Annotated in this window: 20 protein-coding genes; 6 read left to right on the forward strand and 14 right to left on the reverse strand. The window is 73.2% G+C overall.

What is annotated here, in order from left to right; genetic code table 11:
- Positions 1-18 precede the first annotated feature (18 nt).
- Together ACN263_RS27080 and ACN263_RS27085 are read right to left on the reverse strand one after the other, a co-directional pair.
- Positions 19-273 carry a glutaredoxin family protein gene (locus ACN263_RS27080; RefSeq protein WP_355050810.1) on the reverse strand — a complete coding sequence of 85 codons (255 nt, stop codon included), beginning with the start codon at positions 271-273 and terminating at the stop codon, positions 19-21.
- Complete coding sequence (locus tag ACN263_RS27085) at positions 263-1894, reverse strand: AMP-binding protein (RefSeq protein ID WP_422737079.1); 1632 nt, start codon at positions 1892-1894, stop codon at positions 263-265. Before ACN263_RS27085 ends, ACN263_RS27080 begins: the two co-directional genes overlap by 11 nt.
- 576 nt (positions 1895-2470) lie before the next feature.
- Between ACN263_RS27085 and ACN263_RS27090 the strand changes: the two genes are divergently transcribed.
- From ACN263_RS27090 to ACN263_RS27100, 3 genes are all read left to right on the forward strand, one after another.
- Positions 2471-3424, forward strand: a complete 954-nt coding sequence (locus ACN263_RS27090) for an ECF subfamily RNA polymerase sigma factor, BldN family (RefSeq protein WP_422737080.1) — start codon at positions 2471-2473, stop codon at positions 3422-3424.
- Positions 3425-3712: 288 nt separating this feature from the next.
- A complete protein-coding gene (locus ACN263_RS27095; RefSeq protein ID WP_422737081.1) occupies positions 3713-4591 on the forward strand; it encodes a DUF5667 domain-containing protein in 879 nt (292 codons plus the stop codon).
- Positions 4592-4709: 118 nt separating this feature from the next.
- Positions 4710-5585: an HAD family hydrolase gene (locus ACN263_RS27100; RefSeq protein ID WP_422737082.1), complete on the forward strand. Its 876-nt coding sequence runs from the start codon at positions 4710-4712 to the stop codon at positions 5583-5585.
- 3 nt (positions 5586-5588) lie between these two features.
- Here the strand turns inward: ACN263_RS27100 and ACN263_RS27105 are convergent, their stop codons facing one another.
- From ACN263_RS27105 to ACN263_RS27150, 10 genes are all read right to left on the reverse strand, one after another.
- Positions 5589-6446 (reverse strand): lysophospholipid acyltransferase family protein, encoded by an 858-nt coding sequence (locus tag ACN263_RS27105; RefSeq protein ID WP_422740837.1) that lies wholly within the window; start codon positions 6444-6446, stop codon positions 5589-5591.
- Between the two features lie 305 nt (positions 6447-6751).
- Positions 6752-7828: an NAD-dependent epimerase/dehydratase family protein gene (locus ACN263_RS27110; RefSeq protein WP_422737083.1), complete on the reverse strand. Its 1077-nt coding sequence runs from the start codon at positions 7826-7828 to the stop codon at positions 6752-6754.
- Positions 7829-7947: 119 nt separating this feature from the next.
- The gene (locus ACN263_RS27115) at positions 7948-8049 is read right to left on the reverse strand and encodes a 30S ribosomal protein bS22 (protein WP_007465623.1); all 102 of its coding nucleotides are present in this window, start codon (positions 8047-8049) and stop codon (positions 7948-7950) included.
- Positions 8050-8263: 214 nt separating this feature from the next.
- Positions 8264-8473, reverse strand: coding sequence for a helix-turn-helix domain-containing protein (locus ACN263_RS27120; RefSeq protein ID WP_007465625.1), 210 nt, complete (start codon positions 8471-8473; stop codon positions 8264-8266).
- A 200-nt stretch (positions 8474-8673) separates the two neighbouring features.
- Positions 8674-9858, reverse strand: coding sequence for an ABC transporter permease (locus ACN263_RS27125; protein ID WP_421473346.1), 1185 nt, complete (start codon positions 9856-9858; stop codon positions 8674-8676).
- Positions 9855-10787: an ABC transporter ATP-binding protein gene (locus ACN263_RS27130; RefSeq protein ID WP_422737084.1), complete on the reverse strand. Its 933-nt coding sequence runs from the start codon at positions 10785-10787 to the stop codon at positions 9855-9857. The genes ACN263_RS27125 and ACN263_RS27130 overlap by 4 nt, the downstream gene beginning before the upstream one ends.
- Complete coding sequence (locus ACN263_RS27135; RefSeq protein ID WP_422737085.1) at positions 10784-12166, reverse strand: efflux RND transporter periplasmic adaptor subunit; 1383 nt, start codon at positions 12164-12166, stop codon at positions 10784-10786. The genes ACN263_RS27130 and ACN263_RS27135 overlap by 4 nt, the downstream gene beginning before the upstream one ends.
- Positions 12167-12188: 22 nt before the next feature.
- The gene (locus ACN263_RS27140) at positions 12189-13478 is read right to left on the reverse strand and encodes a hypothetical protein (protein WP_422737086.1); all 1290 of its coding nucleotides are present in this window, start codon (positions 13476-13478) and stop codon (positions 12189-12191) included.
- A gap of 61 nt (positions 13479-13539) precedes the next feature.
- Positions 13540-14115 (reverse strand): TetR/AcrR family transcriptional regulator, encoded by a 576-nt coding sequence (locus tag ACN263_RS27145; protein WP_422737087.1) that lies wholly within the window; start codon positions 14113-14115, stop codon positions 13540-13542.
- Positions 14116-14183: 68 nt separating this feature from the next.
- Complete coding sequence (locus ACN263_RS27150; protein WP_422737088.1) at positions 14184-15104, reverse strand: proline dehydrogenase family protein; 921 nt, start codon at positions 15102-15104, stop codon at positions 14184-14186.
- An 85-nt stretch (positions 15105-15189) separates the two neighbouring features.
- Here ACN263_RS27150 and ACN263_RS27155 point away from each other — a divergent pair, with 85 nt between their 5' ends.
- From ACN263_RS27155 to ACN263_RS27165, 3 genes are read left to right on the forward strand one after another with little or no spacing between them, the layout of a single operon-like run.
- On the forward strand, positions 15190-15462 hold the full coding sequence (locus ACN263_RS27155; RefSeq protein ID WP_422737089.1) for a hypothetical protein: 273 nt from the start codon (positions 15190-15192) through the stop codon (positions 15460-15462).
- A gap of 1 nt (position 15463) precedes the next feature.
- On the forward strand, positions 15464-16630 hold the full coding sequence (locus ACN263_RS27160; RefSeq protein WP_422737090.1) for a glutathionylspermidine synthase family protein: 1167 nt from the start codon (positions 15464-15466) through the stop codon (positions 16628-16630).
- Between the two features lie 18 nt (positions 16631-16648).
- Positions 16649-17236, forward strand: coding sequence for a CGNR zinc finger domain-containing protein (locus tag ACN263_RS27165; RefSeq protein WP_355050824.1), 588 nt, complete (start codon positions 16649-16651; stop codon positions 17234-17236).
- Positions 17237-17257: 21 nt separating this feature from the next.
- On the opposite strand, the gene ACN263_RS27170 is transcribed toward ACN263_RS27165, so the two are convergent.
- Complete coding sequence (locus ACN263_RS27170) at positions 17258-18064, reverse strand: sugar phosphate isomerase/epimerase family protein (protein ID WP_422737091.1); 807 nt, start codon at positions 18062-18064, stop codon at positions 17258-17260.
- Positions 18065-18139: 75 nt separating this feature from the next.
- Positions 18140-19084, reverse strand: coding sequence for a Ppx/GppA phosphatase family protein (locus tag ACN263_RS27175; RefSeq protein WP_422737092.1), 945 nt, complete (start codon positions 19082-19084; stop codon positions 18140-18142).
- Between the last annotated feature and the right edge of the window lie 72 nt (positions 19085-19156).

Below are 19156 nucleotides of genomic sequence, written 5' to 3' on the forward strand. Positions count from 1 at the left end.
AGCACCATAGGCGCAGAGTCAGAGTTGTGGGGTGGTCAGGTCCCGCAGCAGCCGGTCCTCCTCCACCCGCCAGTAGCCGTGCTCCTTACCGTCGAGCATCACCACCGGCAGCCGGTCCCCGTACTCCCGTTCCAACTCCTCGTCGCCGGTGACGTCCCACTCGACCCACTTGTCGCCGGTGACCGCCACCACCCGGTCGAGCGCGGCCTTGGCGTCGTCGCACAGGTGGCAGCCGGGTCGGGTGATCAGGGCGAGCCGGGCGTCAGTGGCCATCGGGTACCTCCGTGCGGGCGTCGTCGGCGGGTGCGGGCGGGCCGGCCGGGGTCGCCGACCGGAGTTGGGTCTTTCGTACCTTGCCGATCGCCGAGTGGGGCAGTGCGTCGACGAACTCGACGGCGGTCGGGCACTTGAACCGGGCCAGGTTCCGTGCGCAGTGTGCGAGCAACTCCTCGCCGCTGACCGACCGCCTTGGTGCCGGTACGACGTACGCCCGCACAGTCTCGCCGGTTCGCGGGTGCGGCACACCCAGTACCGCCGACTCGGCCACCCCGGGGTGCCCGGCGAGCACGAGTTCGACCTCGTGCGGATAGACGTTGAAGCCGTTGACCAGGATCAGGTCGCCCAGTCGGTCGACCAGGAAGAGGTCCCCGTCGGCGTCGGCGTACGCGATGTCGCGGGTGCCCCACCAGCCGTCGTCGTCCGGACCGTCGCGGCCGTCCGGCCAGTAGCCGTCGAAGAGGTTGGGACCGCGGACCACGATCTGCCCCGGATCGGTGCCCGGGGCGACGTCGGAGATGTCCAACTCGTCCGGGTCGTCGTCGGGGACGGTCTGGCCGTCGCGCCACAGGTCCACCGAGTCCGGGCCGACCAGGCGCAGGTGGACGCCGGGCAGCGGCCGGCCGATCGAGCCGGCCTTGGCCACCGGTCCGACCAGGGTGGACGTGAGCACCGGCGCGGTCTCGGTGAGGCCGTAGCCGACGTGCACCGAGTGACCGGTGGCCTCGGTGAAACGGGCCGCGACCGCGGGTTCCAGCGGTGCCGCGCCGCATACCGCCACCCGTACCGACGCGGTCGCCGCGCGGGCCGCCGGGGCGTCGGCCCAGGCCAGGAACATCGACGGTACGCCGACCAGCACGCTGACCCGGTGCCGGGCGATCTCGGCGAGCGCCGCCGTCGGGTCCGGCTCGTCGAGCAGCACACCGGTGGCGCCGTGGTGGACGACGGCACCGAGCGCCGAGTTGAGCCCGTACGCGTGGAACAGCGGCAGGGCCAGCAGCACCGTGTCGTCCGGGCCGACGACCGGCGGCTCGATGGCGTCGACCTGCTCCTGGTTGGCCAGCAGCGCGCGGTGCGAGAGCATCGCGCCCTTCGGCCGGCCGGCGGTGCCGGAGGTGTAGAGCAGTACGGCGAGGTCGTTCCCGCCCCGGCGGGCCCGGGGGTCCGGCCCGGGTTGCCCGGCGGTCGGCGGGGTGTCGTGCACGGCGGTGAGCGCGGGCAGGTCGGCGGCCACCTCGGCGACCAGGCCACGGACCCGCTCGGTGCCGATCAGCAGCGACGCGCCGGAGTCGGCCAGCACGTGCCGCAGTTCCGGGGCGGTGGAGGCGGGGTTGACCGGCACCGCGACCAGCCCGGCCCGCAGCGCACCGAGCCAACCGATCACGAAGTCGGGAGTGTTGGGCAGCGCGATCGCGACCCGGGGCGGCTGGGCGCCCGGCTCGGTGGCCGCAACGGCGGCGGCGAGGCCGTACGCGGCGGCGGTCACGGCGGCGTCCAGTTCGGACCAGCTCACCCGTCGGTCCCGCCAGTACAGCGCGGGCCGGTCGCCGTGGTCGAGAGCCGCCCGACGGACGCGGTCGGCGAGGTTCGGCGGCGGTTCCGCCGGCAAGTCCTGCACGGTGGTCGAGTCTGGCACAGCGGCGGTCGACTGGCCACGCCCGACGAGCGCCGCGCGAGGGGCGTACCGCGTCCCGTCAACGGGACACCAGCCGTGCCGTCGGTGCTCCGATCGAGTCCGGCTGATGGGACGTGCGGCGCGCCCGGGCAGCGGTTCGGCCACCCCGGTCCAGCGGGCGGCGAGGACGGCTCGGCCGATCGGTTGAGATCGCGTCCGACCTGGGGATCCATCCTGGAACAACGGGTCGGTCGAAAGTCAAACGCACACGACGGACAACCGGTCCGCCACCGGTGCGACACGGCGGGAAATACTTCCGCCCTGTGTAACGGACTTGCCACGCGCGGGTGACGTTGGCCCTATTATCACTCGGGTCGGCTCACCCCATTTGCCGTGAGTCGACACCCCTCAGCCCGAGGAGGCCCCCGTGCCTGTGAGCGCATTGGACCAGCACCTCAAGGGGAACTGCCGCCCGTCGGCACACCCCGGAACAGTCCTGCCCGACCGGCTGCCCGGCCGGTCCGCACCGACGACCCGCAAACCGGCCCGCCCGGCCACCAACGGGACGGGGGCGGCGCGATGACCACCTTCGGATACGCGGAACGCCCCGTCGGCCTGACCGGCCAGACGCCCCGTTCGCAGGTCAACGAACGCCCGGCGGCCCGCACACCGCTGAACGATCCGCACGCCGCGCTGCGCGGAGAGGGCCCCGCCCAGCGGACCCGCAACCGCCCGCACACCAACGAGCCTCCGCCGAGACCGGCGGTCCCCGGTGGCAACGCGATGCCGACCGGCGGTCGGGTCGCCGCACCGGCCCGACCGACCATGCCGTCGCAGGGCCGCCGGGCCGGCGACGCCCCGGCTGCGGCCACCGACCCGGCGGCGGGCGAGACGGCGGTGATCCCGGCGGTGCCGGCCGCCGCGCCGACCACACCGACCGGCTTTCCGAGCCGCCCGGACCCGTCCGACCCGGCCACCGAGGTCTGGACGCTCGTCGAGCGGGCGCAGGCCGGCGAGTCCGAGGCGTTCGGTCTCATCTACGACAGGTACGTGGACACCGTCTTCCGGTTCGTCTACTTCCGGGTCGGTAACCGCCAGCTCGCCGAGGACCTGACGTCGGACACGTTCCTGCGCGCCCTCAAGCGGATCGGCAGCTTCACCTGGCAGGGCCGTGATCTGGGCGCCTGGCTGGTGACCATCGCCCGCAACCTGGTCGCGGACCACTTCAAGTCCGGCCGGTACCGGCTGGAGGTCACGACGGGCGACGTGCTGGACGCCGACCGGGAGGACCGCGGGCCCGAGGGCAGCCCGGAAGCCGCGGTGGTCGAGCACATCACCAACGTCGCCCTGCTCACCGCCGTCAAGCAGCTCAACCCGGAGCAGCAGGAGTGCATCGTGCTCCGGTTCCTGCAGGGCTTCTCGGTGGCCGAGACGGCCCGCGCCATGGGCAAGAACGAGGGTGCCATCAAGGCCTTGCAGTACCGGGCCGTCCGCGCCCTGGCACGGCTGCTGCCCGACGGCTTCCAACCGTGATCCGCTAGCCGTCCTGAGCGGCGTCGATCACTGTCTGCGCAGCTCAGGACAGGTGTCGCTCGGTGACGCCGATCACTTTCTGTGATTTCCGCCCCGCCCGGCCCGTAACCCGTGCCCGGCCCGCCGCGTTTCTCCGGGTGCGACCGGTGGATGTCCCGGCAGGGCCGGGGCACCGAGGTCCGCCCGGCACGCCGGACGGCGCCTCAGCTCCGTGGCGTCACAACGCCGCCCGGTCGCCGGAGACCACGGCGGCCGACCGGCCGTGACCAGCGAGAGGAGGTGCCTGCGGTGGACAACGACCTCTTCTCCCGCCGGCGTGCCGAGCGCTTCGCGCAACTTCTCGACGAGGCCAACGGCGGCCGGCGGCACCACGTGCGGTCCCGGGTGGACAGCCAGCTTGCGCCGCTCGTCGCGGTGGGTCAGCGGATCAGCGCCGATCCACCCGCCGTCGAGGTGGATCCCGACTTCCGTACCGGCCTGCGGGCGATGCTGCTCGCCACCGCCGAGCGCGAGGGGATGGGCACCACCCCGGCCACCGCCGAACCGGCCGCCCCGCGTGCCGCAGCCACCGGCCGTGGCTCGCTGCTGCCGGCGGTCACCGCCCGACGGGCCCGTGCCCGGGGCGCGATCCTGGTCGGCATCGCCGCCGGCGCGATCGCGGTCTCCGGCATCTCCGCCGCCAGCGAGAACGCCGTTCCCGGCGACGCGCTCTACGGCATGAAGCGGTCCACCGAACGGGCCCAACTCGCCCTGGCCAGCTCGGACATCAGCCGTGGTCAGCTCTTCCTGGACTTCGCCCGGACCCGGCTCGGCGAGGCGGCCGAGCTGCGCGGTGACCGGATCGGCTACAGCGCCGTCCTCGACGACATGGACGCCGACACCCGCCAGGGCATCCGCCTGCTCACCGCCGCCGCCGTACAGCGCGCCGAGCCGGCCAGTCTGGACACCGTCAACACGTTCGTCGCCAGCCAGCGACGGGCGGTGAGCGGGCTGCTCGACGGCGCGGGGCGGGCCGACCGGGAGCGGACCCGACGGTCGCTGGCCCTGCTGGACAGCATCCGGGAACGGTCGGACGCGGTACGCGCCGCCATCGCCTGCGGCCTGCCCGCGCCGACCGGCAGCGACACGCTCGGCCCCACCCCGAGCACCTGCCCCGGCGCGCGCTGACCGCTACCTGGGACCCGCACGACCGGCCGCGCACGTTTCCCGTGCCCGGCCGGTCGGTCGTGCGCTCCGGATACCCTCGCTGGAGGCATCGTCGTAGCTGCTGAAGGAGGGAAGTCGCGTGGCGCGCAGCCGCAAGGTGACGGTCAGCACCGACGTCCGTGGGCACACCGCCGGGTGGGCGGAGACCGACCTGGCGTCGGTCACCCCGCCCGCACCGGACCCGACCGCCGCCGCCTTCTTCGACGTCGACAACACGATGATGCAGGGCGCGTCGATCTACTGGTTCGCCCGGGGGCTCGCCGCCCGGAACTACTTCACCACCGCCGACCTGGCCCGTTTCGCCTGGCAGCAACTCCGGTTCCGGCTGCTCGCCCGGGAACACGCGGGCGACATGTCCCAGGCGAAGGAGGCCGCGTTGGCCTTCGTCGAGGGGTGGCGGGTCGACGACGTGGAACGGCTCTCGGAGGAGATCTTCGACGAGCTGATGGCGCCCCGGATCTGGGCCGGTACCCGACAGCTCGCCCAGGGCCACCTGGACGCCGGCCAGCGCGTCTGGCTGGTCAGCGCCGCCCCGGTGGAGATCGGTCGGGTGATCGCCGCCCGACTCGGCCTGACGGGTGCGATCGGCACGGTGGCCGAGGTGCGGGCCGGGGCGTACACCGGGCGGTTGGTGGGTGATCTCATGCACGGGCCCGCGAAGGCCGAGGCGGTCACCCAGCTCGCCGCCGTGGAAGGGCTGGACCTGACCCGCTGCGCGGCGTACAGCGACTCGGCCAACGACCTGCCGCTGCTCTCTGCGGTGGGGAGGGCGGTGGCGGTCAACCCGGACGGCACCCTGCTGCGGCAGGCCCGCCAGCGTGGTTGGGAGGTACGGGACTTCCGAACCGGCCGTCGGGCCGTCAAGATCGCCGTACCGTCGACGGCCGCGGCTGGTCTCGTCGCCGGCGCGGTCACCGCCGGCCTGGCTCTCCAGCGTCGCCGCCGCGCCGGCTGAGCGTCAGGGGCCGAACGGGTCGGGTCGCCGTTCCAGCAGCGTGTGCAGGGTCTGCTGGATGGTCTCCCGCACCTGGTCGGCGAGGTTGAAGACGACAAGCGGATCGTCCGCCGAGTCGGTCAGGTGGGCGGTGGGGATCGGCGGGCAGAACTCGATCAGCCACTTGCTGGGCAGCGGCACCATGCCCAGCGGCCCGAGCCACGGGAAGGTCGGCGTCACCGGAAAATACGGAAGCTTGAGCAGTCGCGCGAGGGGCTTGATGTCGGCGAGCATCGGATAGATCTCCTCGCCCCCGACGATGGCGACCGGGACGATCGGCGTGCCGGTACGCAGCGCCGCCGAGACGAAGCCACCTCGACCGAACCGTTGCAGCTTGTACCGGTCGGCGTAGAGCTTGCCGATGCCCTTGAACCCCTCGGGGAAGACGCCGACCAGGTCGCCGCCGCCGAGCAGCCGCTCGGCGTCCGGGTTGCAGGCCACCGTGCCACCCGTCTTGCGGGCGATCTCCGACACCACCGGCATCCGGAACACCAGGTCGGCGCCGAGCAGCCGCAGGTAGCGGTGGGCCGGGTGCTTGTCGTGCAGAGCCGCCGACAGGATCAACGCGTCCAGCGCCACGGTGCCCGAGTGGTTGCCGACCACCAGGGCGGGCCCGTCGACGGGTACGTTCTCCACCCCGCTGACCTCGGTGCGGAACCAGTCCCGGTAGAGCAGCCGCAGCAACGGGTGGAAGACGGCGTCGGTCAGCTCCGGATCGAAGCCGAACTCGTCGACCTCGTAGTCCCCGGCCAACCGTCGACGCAGGAACGCCAGCCCGTTCGCGACCCGACGATCCCACTGGTCTCCCGGCCGGTCCGCCACCGCGGGGGCGGTGCCACCGCCGGAAGCCGACGCGGTGCCACCGCCGGAAGCCGACGCGGTGCCGCCGCCGGACGCCGGCGTGCTCTCGCTGGTCGGCTCGTCGGGCGTCGTGCCGTCGGCCTCGGCGGCGGGTGTATCAGCCGGGCCGTCGGTCGGCAGGTCGACCTCGTCACCGGCCGTCGCGGCGGGGGCGAGCCGGGCCGCTGGACGGTGGCCGTTGCGCCGCGCCGGCTCCGCGTCCGGCACGGGCGGAACCGGCGGTACGTCGTACCGCCCGATCCCCTGCGGCTCCTGCCCCGGCCCGGTCATGAGGTGCGCTCCCGCACCGCGGCCCGGACCTGCCGGATGCCGTCCAGCACCAACTGCTCGGCGGCGGCCAACTGGCCCCGGCTGAGCACCGCCCTGCCGTGGTGGGCGCGGATGAAATCCTCGAACGCCTCGGCCGTGGAGCGCGGCGTGAAGCCGTACTCCTGCTCGAGGCGCGTGGTGTCGACGACCCGGCCGTGGACGAAGAGGTCGACCTGGTCGAGGCCGTAGCGGCCGACCCCCATGGTGCGGGCCAGCGCCGCGGCGCCGGAGAGACCGGGCTCGAACACCGGCACGGCTACCCGACCGGCCCGCCGGATCGCCTGGGACAGCGACAGCACGCCGGGACCGGCGACGTTGTAGGTGCCCGGATGGTCTTCCACGATCGACCGGTGCAGCACCTCCAACGCGTCGTCGAAGTGCAGGAACTGGAGTCGAGGATCGCGGCCGAAGACGGTCGGCACGAACGGCTGCGCGAAGTAGCGGGTCAGGGTCGTGTCGGCGGTCGAACCGATGAACGGGGCGAAGCGCAGCACCGTCGCGGTCACGTCGGCCCGACGGCGGCGGAAGCCCCGCACGTACCCCTCGACGTCGAGGATGTCGCGGCCGAAACCGCCGCGTGGCACCTCGCGCGGCTCGGTCTCCTCGGTGAACACGGCCGGATCGCGGAACGACACCCCGTACGCGGCGGTCGACGAGCGGACCACGAGCTTGCGCAGGCGGGGCGCGCGCTGGCAGGCGGCGAGGAGCTGCATGGTGCCGATGACGTTCTGGTCCTTCATGGCCGACCGGCCACCGTGCTGCGGGTCGGGGGAGCTGACCAACGCGAGGTGGACCACCGCGTCGACGTCCAGGTCGGCCAGGAGCCCACCGAGCGAACCCGGGTCGACGCGGATCCGCTCGACGCGGTCCAGCAGGTCGGTGAACTCGGCGGCCGGTTCCGGCGCGTCCACGCCGATGACCCGCTCGATACGCGGATCGGCGGCCAGCCGGGCGGCCACGTGGGCGCCCAGGTAGCGACCGACCCCGGTCACGACGACGACCCCCGGAGCACCTGGGGTGCTACCGGGGGTCATCTGACGCACCTACGCCGACAGGCGGGATCGAGCCGGGACGACCACGGCCTGATCACCTGAGCCTCCGGAGGTCGACAGTTTGGCAAGTGACGCTGCTGCCGGGCTGGGCCCGGCGACTGTCACTTGCCGAGACGGCGACGCTGGACGCGGGTCTTGCGCAGCAGCTTGCGGTGCTTCTTCTTAGCCATGCGCTTACGGCGCTTCTTGACCACCGAGCCCATACGACAGCCTTTCGATACAACGTGCGGGGCGGACCGGATGACACCACGCAGGTGGCGACGGAGACCGCATGCGGACAACGGACCGGACCAGTCTGGGCGGCGGGGCGCACCGGCGGGGTCTCGGTCGCGCTCCAGGGTAGCCGGAGAGCGTCAGCAGGACCAACGCGCCCCCGTCCATCACGCCTCGCGAGCGCTCGATCGGCCGTGCGGTGGCTCAGGCGGTTTCCTGAAAGGCACCCCGCAGGTATTCGTGCACCGCGTGCTCGGGCACCCGGAACGACCGGCCCACCCGAACGGCGGTCAGCTCACCGCTGTGCACGAGGCGATAGACCGTCATCTTCGACACCCGCATGACCGTCGCCACCTCCGCGACGGTCAGGAACTTGACCTCCGACAGCCGTCCGTCGGACTGCGACCCGGCCATGGCTCACCGACCCATCCCATGCCCGGCGCGAGCCAACCCGACGGATGCTCCGGGCCGGGCGGCGACGCGCGTGTTACCAGTACGGTAGCGGGACGGCTGTGACCGGCGCGATCCCTTCGTACAACTGATCATGTTTCGGTGGTGGGTTCACCCGATCCGGCCCGCCGTTATCTCCCCGGCTGCGTCCGTCGTCCGGTTGTTCACTCGGCGCGCAGCGCCACCACCGGGTCGAGCCGGCCGGCGCGCTGCGCCGGGACCACGCCGAAGACGATCCCCACCGCCGCCGACACACCGAACGCCAGCGCCAACGACCACCACGTGATCGCCGCCGGGATCGGTGACAACGCGTCCACCAGCAGGGCGGTCCCCACGCCGAGCGCCATCCCGGTCAGCCCGCCGATGGTCGTGAGCAGCACCGCTTCCAGCAGGAACTGCACGCCGATGTCGCGGGGCCGCGCGCCGACCGCCTTGCGCAGCCCGATCTCCCGGGTCCGCTCGCGGACGCTGACCAGCATGATGTTGGAGACGCCGACGCCGCCGACGAGCAGCGAGATGCCGGCGATGGCGGCCAGCACCCCGGTGAGTACGCCGAGGATGTCGCCGAGCACCCCGAGGATCTGCTGTTGCGTGACCGCGCTGAACTCGGTGTCCGGGTGCCGACGGTTCAGCTCGGCGACGATGCGTTCGCCCAGCTCGTCGATCCGTTCCCGGTCGGGAGCCTTGACCGCGATGCCGTCCACCCGCTGGGTGCCCCAGAGGCGCTGGGCGGCGGTCACCGGTACGTGCACCTCGTCGTCCCGGTCGACGCCGAGGCTCTGCCCGAGGGGCGCGAACACGCCGATCACCCGGAACCGCACGCCGGCGAGGGTCACCTGCTGACCCAGCGGATCGCGGTCGGGAAACAACGCGCGGGCCACCGAGTCGCCGAGCACCGCTACCCGCCGGCTGGTGTCCACGTCCGTGCCGGTGAGGTAACGGCCCCGGGCCAGCGAGCGGGTGAACACCGTGGGCGTGGTCTCCAGCACGCCCTGCACGGTGGTGAAGTCGGAGCGCGCGCCGGCCCGCGCGGTCGCCCCCGAGGCGACGGTGACCGCCACCCGCTGGGGATCCCCGACGACGCGGGAGACCGCGTCCGCGTCCTTGAGCGTCAACGGCGAGACCACCGGGGCGTTGCCCACCTCGATCTTGCCGGGGACCACCAGCAGCAGGTTCGAGCCGAGCCCTTCGACCTGCTGTTCGACCTTCTGTTTGGTGCCGGTGCCGATGGCGACCAGCAGCACCACCGACGCGACCCCGATGATCACGCCGAGCATGGTGAGCGAACTGCGCAGTCGGTTGGCGCGCAACGCATCCAGCGCCACCCGCCACGCCTCGGCGACCCTCACGCCGTACCGTCCCCGGGCTCGACCATCTCGGCCCCGGCGCGGCGCGGGCCGAGCTCACGCACGTCGGCCCGCGCGGCCTCGTGCGGAAGGCGTCCGGTGGCTCCGGCGGGCCCACCGGAGCCACCGGACGGGTGCCCCGGGCCGTTTCCGGACACGGACCGGGGCTCCGCGCTGGGAGCGGGGACCAGTGTCTCAGGTCGACCGTGGTCGACGGACGGCGGTCGATCATGGAGATCGCCGGCGCTGTCCGCGACCACCACACCGTCGCGCATGGCGATCCGGCGTGCGGCCCGCGCCGCCACCTCCTGGTCGTGGGTGACCATCACCAACGCCACCCCGGACTCCGCGTTCAACCGCTCCAACAGTTCCAGCACCGCCGCGCCGGTCACACTGTCCAGGTTGCCGGTCGGTTCGTCGGCCAGCAGCACCGTCGGCTCGGTGACCAGCGCGCGGGCGATGGCGACCCGCTGCTGCTCGCCACCGGACATCTGGTTGGGCCGGTGGTCGAGCCGGTGCCCGAGACCGACCCGGCCCAGCATCGCCGCCGCCCGCTCCCGACGCTGCCGGGCCGACACCCCCCGGTAGACCAGCGGCAACGCCACGTTCTCCACCGCCGAGGTACGCGGCAGCAGATGGAACGCCTGGAAGACGAAGCCGATCGTCTCGTTGCGCAGGGTGGCCATCTCCGGCGGGGAGAGAGCGTTGACGTCCCGCCCGCCGATCACCAGTCGGCCACCGGTCGGCCGGTCGAGCCCGCCCAACAGGTGCATCAGGGTGGACTTGCCGGAGCCGGACGGCCCGACCAGCGCCACGTAGTCCCCCGCCCGCACGGTCAACGACACCCCGCGCAGCGCTTCGACCGACACCCCGTCGAGCTGGTACGTGCGCGACACGTCCACCGCCTCGATGGCCGGTGGGGTGTCGCTCACCGCACCTCCTGGCCGTCGCGCACCTGGTCGGTGCCGCGTACCACGATCCGGTCGCCGGCCTGGACGCCGTTGAGGATCTGCACCAGGTCGGCCCCCTGGACGCCCACGGTCACCGGTGCCCGGTCGGCCTTTCCGTCGCGGACCACCCAGACGGCGTCCCGGCCGTCGGCGGAGAAGACGGCCGAGGCGGGAACGGTCACCGCGTCGGCCGCCTCGCGTACCCGCAGGTGCACGATCGCGTTCATGCCGGGGCGGGGCGTGGGGGCGGGCTCGTCCTCGGCCAGCTTCCCCGCGCCGAGTGCGAGGCGTACCCGGTAGGTGACCCCGCCCTGCGCCGAGCTGGTGGGGAGCACGTCCACCGAGCGGACCGTGGCGTCGTAGCTGGCACCGCTGACGGCGTCCAGCTCGACGGTGGCCGTCACCCCGGGCTTGACCAGCAGCACGTCGGTCTCGTCCACGTCGGCGAGCAGCCCGAGCTGCCCGGTGTCCACGATGGTCAGCACCGGCGTGCCGGCGGTGACGAGACCGCCGACCACGACGGCGTCGTCGACTCCGGCCGGCGGACCGGCCGGGGCGGGCGTCAACGCGGACGGGTCGAGCCCGGCCCCACCGGCCTGCTCCAACAACCCGGCCAGACCGCCGCTCGCGCCACCGCCGGACCGGGTGCCGCCCGGCTGCACCACTCCGGCGATCGGGGCGCGCAGGGTCAGCGCGTCGACGGTCGCCTTCGCCAGGTCGTACGCCTGCTGGGCCTGGAGCCGTTGCGCCGCGGACAGCGAGCCGACGGCGGAGTTCAACCCGCTGATCCCCCGCTGCACCGCGCGCACGGCCGCGTCAGCGCTGCGCGCGGCGGCGGCGTACTGCCGCTGGGCAGAGGTCACCTGGGCCAGCAGCGCGTCCCGTAGCTGCTGGTCGGCGATCTTCTCGGCGGCCTCGCGGGCGGCGTCGAACGCCTCGTCGGCGGCCTTGTCGGTGCTGCGCCGGCTGCTGGTCAGGTTGCCGGTGGAGACGCCCCGGCCGGCGCGCTTGGCCGCGTCCAGCGCCTCCTTCGCCTGACGCAGGCGGGCCTGGGCCGACGGGGACGCGACCACCGCGAGCACCTGCCCGCGCTTCACCCGCTGTCCGGGCTGGACCCGCAGGCTGGCCAGGGTGCCGTCGGCGGGCGCGGTGAGGCTGGCGGCGGCGCGGGCCGTCACCGTCGCCGGAGCGTCGATCACCTCGCTGACCGGGTTGACGGCCGCCGAGGCGAGCGCGACCGGCGGTTGGTCGTCACCGCAGGAGGCGGCGGTGGTGGTGGTGAGGACGGCGACGGCGGTCAGGGCGATGAGCAGGCGGGGCCGCGTGGCGCTTGCGGGCCTCGGCAGGTCGGGGCGGCGCACCCATCGATGGTACGGTGCACCGTCACGCGGCGGCGGCGCGGATGTACGCCACGCACTCGTCGTGCAACGTCGACCAGTCCTCGCCGAACGCCTCGTCGGCGGCGGCGGCGAGCGTCGCGCGGTCGTGCACGACGGCCTTGAAGAACGTCAGCAGCCGCTCCGGCCCGAACCGGTCGACGAGGTGCCGGACGGCGAGGTAGCCGACGCCGTAGCTGCCGCCGACCCGTTCGGCGGGCGCGTCGTCGGTGGGGGTGATCCCCTCCAACCGGCCGTCCCAACCGCTCCCGACCAGTTTGCGCACCTCGGCCAGCCCTTCGTACCGGTCGACCGGCCGACCGCCGGAACCCGAGAACTCGGCCAGTCCCTCGACCAGCCACCAGGTCGTCTTGCCCGGGTAGCCGCGCTCGGGCAGCGAGGCGGCGTGGGTCAGCTCGTGCCGCAGCAGGTCGTCGGCGCCGCTGCCGGGCAGCCCTTCGGCGTTGAGCACCACCTCGTGGTGGCCGCCACCGACCGTCACCGCGTAGCCGCCGGTCCACTGTGGGCGTCCGCCGCCGTACCAGCGCTGCCACTCCGTGCGCCCGGCGTAGAAGATCCGGTAGCGGTCCGGGGGCGAGCCGGCCACGACGTACGTGTCGGCGACCTTCGCGGCCGCCTCGGCCTGGGTCAACAGGGCCGGCAGCTTGCCGCGCAGCGCCGGTGTGGTGGCGACGATGGTGCGCGCGCCGACCGCCACGACCAGGTCGCTGATCTCCCACGGCCGGGTGCCGGTCTCGGCGGACTTGGACTCCTCGACGGCGACGAGTCGGGGCTGGTCGCCGTTCTCCCGCCAGCGGGTGCCGATCAGCACCGGGCTCGGTCGGCAGTCGGCCGTGACGAAGCAGTACTGGAAGCGGACCAGCAGCCGCCACTCCCCCGGCTTGCCGACGACCGGCGTGGGCAGGCCGCTCGGCTCGGCCCGCCAGACGGTCACCTTGAGGGCCCGCAGCGCGGCGAAGCGACGACGCAGGTCGGTGTGCGCGGCCGGGTCGGCGACCGCGAGGAAGCCGGTCCGATCGCCGCCGAGCAGCGCCGTGGACTGCCGCCGGAGCTGGGCGGTCATCCGGTCGGAGAGGCCGCGCGCGACGGCGGTGGCCGGGTCGTCGGTGGCGGTGACGCCGGCCCGGCTGAGCGTGGCCCGGCCGCCGGCCTCCCGGATGGCGCCGACCACAAGCGCCGCCGGAAGGCCGCAACCCAGCAGCAGAACGACAACGACGAGTACGGTCCACAGCGGCCAGAGCCGCCGCGGTGCTGGCTGCTGCACCCCGTCAGTCACCCGGCGAAGGGTACGACCAATCGGCGAATCGGGCGAGGCCGACCCGACCCGAACGGGTCGGTCAGACCCCGCGAGCCGGCCAGGAGCGGAATGCGGTGTCCAGGCCGGCGACCAACTGGTGGTACGAGCGGTCGACCTCGCGCGGCAGCCCGAAGCCGCCGGCTGCCTCCAGGGCGACGAAGCCGTGCAGGGCACTGCGCAGGGCGCGGGTGGCGTCCACCGCGTCGTCGCCGGTGAGCCCGTAGCCGCGCAGCACCGCGAAGATGGCGCCGACCGCGCGTTCGCCCGCCTCGACGTGCTCGGGGTCGGACGGGTCCGGCACCCGCTGGGTGGTCGGGTAGCGCCCCGGGTGCCGGCGGGCGTACGCCCGGTAGGCGTCGGCCATCGCGCGCAGGGCGTCCCCGCCGGCCCGCCCGGCCGCGGCCGTGGTCAGCTCGGTGGCGAGTTCGGCGGTGGCGAGCGCGGAGAGCTTCTGGCTCAGCGCGTCCGCCCCGCGGATGTGCTTGTAGAGGCTGGGCAGCGCGACACCGAGCCGGCTGGCGAGCGCGGCGAGGGTGAGCTGTTCGTAGCCGACCTCGTCGGCGAGGCGGGCGGCCTCGCGTACCACGGTCTGCTGGTTGAGCCCGGCCCTAGGCACCGCCACACACCTGGCTATCAGTCATAGCCCAAAAGCTAACGCTGCTAGCCAGGTGCGTCAACCGACTGTCACTTCTTGGAGATCAGGGCGCGGCCGAAGAAGACCATGTTCGCCGGGCGCTCGGCGAGCCGACGCATCAGGTAGCCGTACCACTCGTCGCCGTACGGGACGTAGGTGCGCACCGTGTAGCCCTCACCGGCCAGCCGGGCCTGCTCCTCCGGGCGGATGCCGTAGAGCATCTGGAACTCGAAGCGCTCCGGACCCCGGTCGAACCAGCGGGCCCGGTCCTCGCCGATCGAGATCATCCGTGGGTCGTGCGTCGCCAGCATCGGGTACCCGTCGCCGGACATCAGGATGTTCATGCAGCGGACGTAGGACTTGTCCACCTCGCGGGCCGACTGGTAGGCCACCGACTCCGGCTCCTTGTAGGCGCCCTTGCAGAGCCGCACCCGCGAGCCGGCCGAGGACAGCTCCCGGCAGTCCGACTCGGTCCGCCGCAGGTACGCCTGGAGCACCGCGCCGGTCGACGGGAAGTCCTTGCGGAGCTTCGCCAGCACCTCCAGCGTCGAGTCGGTGGTGGTGTGGTCCTCCATGTCCAGGGTGACCGTGGTGCCCACCGCGTCGGCGGCCGCGCAGATCGCCCGCGCGTTGTCGTACGCCAACTGCTCGTCGAACATCTGGCCGAGCGCGGAGAGCTTCACGCTCACCTCGGCGGCCGGGGTGAGCCCGGCCCCACCGAGCATCGACAGCAGCTTCAGGTACTCGTCCCGGGTGGCCGTGGCCTGCTCGGGAGTGACGGTGTCCTCGCCCAGGTGGTCGAGGGTGACGGCCAGACCGTCGTCGACGAGCCCGCGGGTCGCGCGCAACGCGTCGTCGGTGGCGGCGCCGGCGACGAACCGGCGGACGACGTCCCGGGTGTACGGGGCGGTCGCGACGAGCCGCTCGACCTGGGATGACCGGGAGGCGGCGAGGATGACGGAACGGAGCATGAGCCGAGCGTATCGCCCCTGCCAGGAGCCCCGCCCGGCGGCGGCTGGGGCTGCGGTGCTGGCGTCGATCAGCTACAACGATGCCGTGAACCAAAGCCCCCGCCGCCGGCTTCGGTCGGCCTCCGTGCAGCTCGGCGCGCTCACCGCTCTCGCGCTCGCCCTCTCCGGCTGCAACCTGACCTCGGACGACGACGATGACGACGACTGCGCCCTCGGGCCGGTCGGTGGCGGCGACACGGTCGCGCTGGCGATGCGGGTGCCCGCCTCCGCCACGGCGCGTACCACCGGGGAGCCGACCAGCGCCGCCCTGCCCGAGCGCGGCGGGTTCGGCACCCACCTCGCCTCCTGCGGCGGCTGACGTGCGCCGCGAGACGGTCACGCCCCGGCCCGACTGGGACGCCACGATCCGCGCCCAGGGCCTGGTCTACGTCGACACCGAGCTCCCCGACGGCGGGATCATGTCGTACTGGGACGAGACCGCCGCGTACGCCTTCGACCTCGACGAGGTGCTGCGGCTGGAGGAGGCCACCGAGGAGCTGCACCGGATGTGCGTGGCCGCCGCCGAGCACGTGGTGGCGCAGCGCCGGTACGCCGAGTTCGGCATCCCGGAGTGGGCCACCGACGCGGTGGCCCGGTCGTTGCGGGAGACGCCGCCCACCCTCTACGGGCGCTTCGACCTGGCGTACGACGGCAACTGGCCGCCGAAGATGCTGGAGTACAACGCGGACACCCCGACGGCGCTGGTCGAGGCGAGCATCATCCAGTGGTACTGGCTGGAGCAGACCCGCCCCGACCTGGACCAGTGGAACAGCCTGCACGAGCGGCTGGTCGGCGCCTGGGCCAAGATCGGCGCCGGGCTGCACGACCCGCGGGTGCACGTGCTCTGGTCGAACGAGGAGGAGTCGGGCGAGGACCACATGACCGCCGGCTACCTCGCCGAGACCGCCCGCCAGGCCGGCCTGGACGTCGAGCTGCAACCCATCCAGGAGATCGGCTGGGACGGCCGGCGCTTCGTCGACGCCGCCGACCGTCCGGTGACCACCTGTTTCAAGCTCTACCCGTGGGAGTGGATGCTCGCCGAGCCGTACGGGCCGCCGGCGCTGGCCCCGGGCACCCCGACCACCTGGATCGAGCCGGCCTGGAAGCTGCTGCTGTCCAACAAGGCGCTGCTGGCGATCCTCTGGGAGCTGTACCCCGGGCACGAATACCTGCTCCCGGCGTACCTCGACTCGCCGCGCGGCATGCCCGAGTACGTGGCCAAACCGCTGCTCGGCCGGGAGGGCGGCTCGGTACGCATCGTCACCGCCGGCGAGGAGATCACCAACCCGGGGATCTACGGCGACGAGGGCTGGTGTTACCAGGAGTTCCGGGCGCTGCCACAGTTCGCCGGCAACCGGACGGTGCTGGGTAGCTGGATCGTCGACGGCGAGTCGGCCGGGCTGGGCGTCCGGGAGAGCGCGAGTCTGATCACCGACGGCTACGCGCGGTTCCTGCCGCACTACATCGACGCGCCGCGCACCCCGTGAGTCGTCTACCGTTGGGGTGTGAACTTCGACGCGTACGCCCGGACCGGCGTTGACCTGGTCAACGCCCGCCTGGACGACCTCGACGACCTGCGGGCCCTCTTCCCCGACGACAACGCCTGGATGCGCGACGAGGTCGCCGACCGCGATGTCGCGATCTTCCGGCGGGCTCAGAAGCGGTTGCGTGACGTCTTCGAGTACGGCACCTCGGGGCGCGACGCCCAGGCGGTGACCGAGCTGAACGCGCTGCTGGAGGCGTTCCCGGTTCAGCCGCGCATCTCCGGGCACGACTCCAGCGACTGGCACATGCACGTGACCAGTCGGGGCGCGTCGGTCAGCGCCGAATACCTGGCCGGCGCGGTCTGGGGGCTCTCGGTGTGGCTCTGCGAGTACGGCAGCGCCCGCTTCGGGGTCTGCGCCGACGAGCGGTGCGGCAACGTCTACCTGGACACGTCGTCCAACTGCTGCCGGCGGTTCTGCTCGGAGCGCTGCGCGACCCGCTCGCACGTTGCGGCGCACCGGGCCCGCAAGCGGGCCGCGGTCGGTGAACAGGCGACGGTCGCCCCGCAGCCCACCTCGACCACCGAGTCGCTGACCCCGGTCAGCTGACCCGCCGGCCGGGCGGCGATGTCAGACGTCGACCGGTGACGGCGCGGTGAGGTGCGCGCGGGCGAATTCGAGCGCGGTCCGCAGGTCCGCCTCGCGCACCGCGCGACTCTTCGCGCCCCGGGTCGCCACCTCGACGGCGACCGCGCCGGTGAACCCCCGCCCGGCCAGCGAGGAGAGCAACTCCGCGCAGGGCTGGGTGCCGCGCCCGGGCACCAGGTGCTCGTCGCGGCCCCCGCCGGTGCCGTCGCCCAGGTGCACGTGGGCCAGCCCCGCGCCCATCCGGTCGGCCATCGCGAGGGGGTCACTGTGCGAGGCCGCGCAGTGCGAAAGATCCAGGGTGTACGACGGGTAGCCGGTGTCGGTCGGGTCCCATCCGGGGACGTACGGGACGAACTGCCGCCCGGCCATGCGCACCGGGTACATGTTCTCCACCGCGAAGCGGAGCCCGGAGAACCGGTCCGCGACGGTGGCCAGCCCCTCGGCGAAGCCGCGCGCGTACTCGCGTTGCCAGGTGAACGGCGGGTGCACCACCACCGTCGGTGCCCCGAGCGTCTCGGCCAGCTCGGCGGCCTTGCGCAGCCGCTGCCACGGGTCCGGGCTCCACACCCGCTGGGTGACCAGCAGGCAGGGCGCGTGCACCGAGAGCACCGGCACGCCGTAGTGCGCCGACAGGCCGCGCAACGCGCCCGCGTCCTGGCTGACCACGTCAGTCCAGACCATCACCTCGACGCCGTCGTAGCCGAGCGCCGCGGCCAGTTGGAACGCCGCGGCGGTCGGCTCGGGGAAGACCGAGGAACTGGACAGGAGCACCGGGACTCGGGACGTCACACCAGCCAGCGTAGCCCGGCTGTCACGGGGTCAGCAGGACGAGCACCGGCAAACCGGTCGGCGGCCGGCGCTCGGTCACATCGGTTCGAGTTGATCGAGCCGACGGAGGATGACCCCCTCCCGCAGCGCCCACGGGCAGATGTCCAACGCGTCCAGGTCGAGTCGGCGCATGACCCCCTCGGCGACCACCGCACCCGCCAACAGTTGGTGGGCCCGACCCGCGCCGACCCCCTCCAACTCCATCAACTGGGCGGGCGTCATGTGCCGGATGAAACCGATGATCTGCCGCAGACCGGCACGGGTCAGCCTGCGGTGCACCCAGAGGCCCGCGCCGGACGGCGCCGCCCCGGCCAGTCGCGCCAGGGTGCGGAACGTCTTCGAGGTGGCCGCCACCCGGTCCCAGCCCACCTCGGTCATCTGGTCGACCACCTTGTCCAGCCGGCTGTCGACGTACTCCCGTAGCTTGTCGACGGCCTCGGCGGACGGCGGCGTGGTGCTGGCCGGGTCGACCCGCAGTTGCTCGCGGGTGAGCCGCCCGGCGCCGAGCGGCAGCGAGACCGCGACATCCGGGTCCTCGTCGATCCCGGCGGCGATCTCCAGGGAGCCGCCGCCGATGTCGAGCACCAGCAGACGCCCCGCCGACCAGCCGAACCAGCGTCGCACCGCCAGGAACGTCATCCGTGCCTCGTCCGCGCCGGAGAGCACCTCCAGGCGTACGCCGGTCTCGTCGCGGACCCGGGCCAGCACGTCGGCCGCGTTGGTGGCGTCGCGCACCGCCGAGGTGGCGAACGCGAGCAGGTCGTCGGCCTCCAGCCCGGTGGCCGCCGCCCTGGCCATGCCAACCGCCTTGACCAGGCTGTCAGCGCCCACCTCGGTCAACGCCCCGTCCGGGCCGATCTGCTCGGCGAGACGCAGGACGACCTTCTCCGAGTGGGCCGGCCAGGGGTGCGCGCCGTGATGCGCGTCGACCACCAGCAGGTGCACCGTGTTGGATCCGACGTCGAGGACACCCAGTCGCATGGTGAAGACCCTAGGTGCAACACGTTCGTGCGGCTCGTCGGCCCGCGGACGGCACCGCGCGTACGCTGGTCC

Origin of the sequence: Micromonospora sp. WMMD729 (assembly GCF_049315225.1) — a bacterium.
In the GTDB taxonomy this organism is placed as follows: domain Bacteria; phylum Actinomycetota; class Actinomycetes; order Mycobacteriales; family Micromonosporaceae; genus Micromonospora.

Excerpts from the sequence above, each read along its gene's own strand:
- ACN263_RS27080 (WP_355050810.1), bottom strand. The coding sequence starts at position 273 with ATGGCCACTGACGCCCGGCTCGCCCTGATCACCCGACCCGGCTGCCAC.
- ACN263_RS27090 (WP_422737080.1), top strand. The coding sequence starts at position 2,471 with ATGACCACCTTCGGATACGCGGAACGCCCCGTCGGCCTGACCGGCCAG.
- ACN263_RS27110 (WP_422737083.1), bottom strand. The coding sequence starts at position 7,828 with ATGACCCCCGGTAGCACCCCAGGTGCTCCGGGGGTCGTCGTCGTGACC.
- ACN263_RS27115 (WP_007465623.1), bottom strand. The coding sequence starts at position 8,049 with ATGGGCTCGGTGGTCAAGAAGCGCCGTAAGCGCATGGCTAAGAAGAAG.
- ACN263_RS27120 (WP_007465625.1), bottom strand. The coding sequence starts at position 8,473 with ATGGCCGGGTCGCAGTCCGACGGACGGCTGTCGGAGGTCAAGTTCCTG.
- ACN263_RS27150 (WP_422737088.1), bottom strand. The coding sequence starts at position 15,104 with ATGCTCCGTTCCGTCATCCTCGCCGCCTCCCGGTCATCCCAGGTCGAG.
- ACN263_RS27175 (WP_422737092.1), bottom strand. The coding sequence starts at position 19,084 with ATGCGACTGGGTGTCCTCGACGTCGGATCCAACACGGTGCACCTGCTG.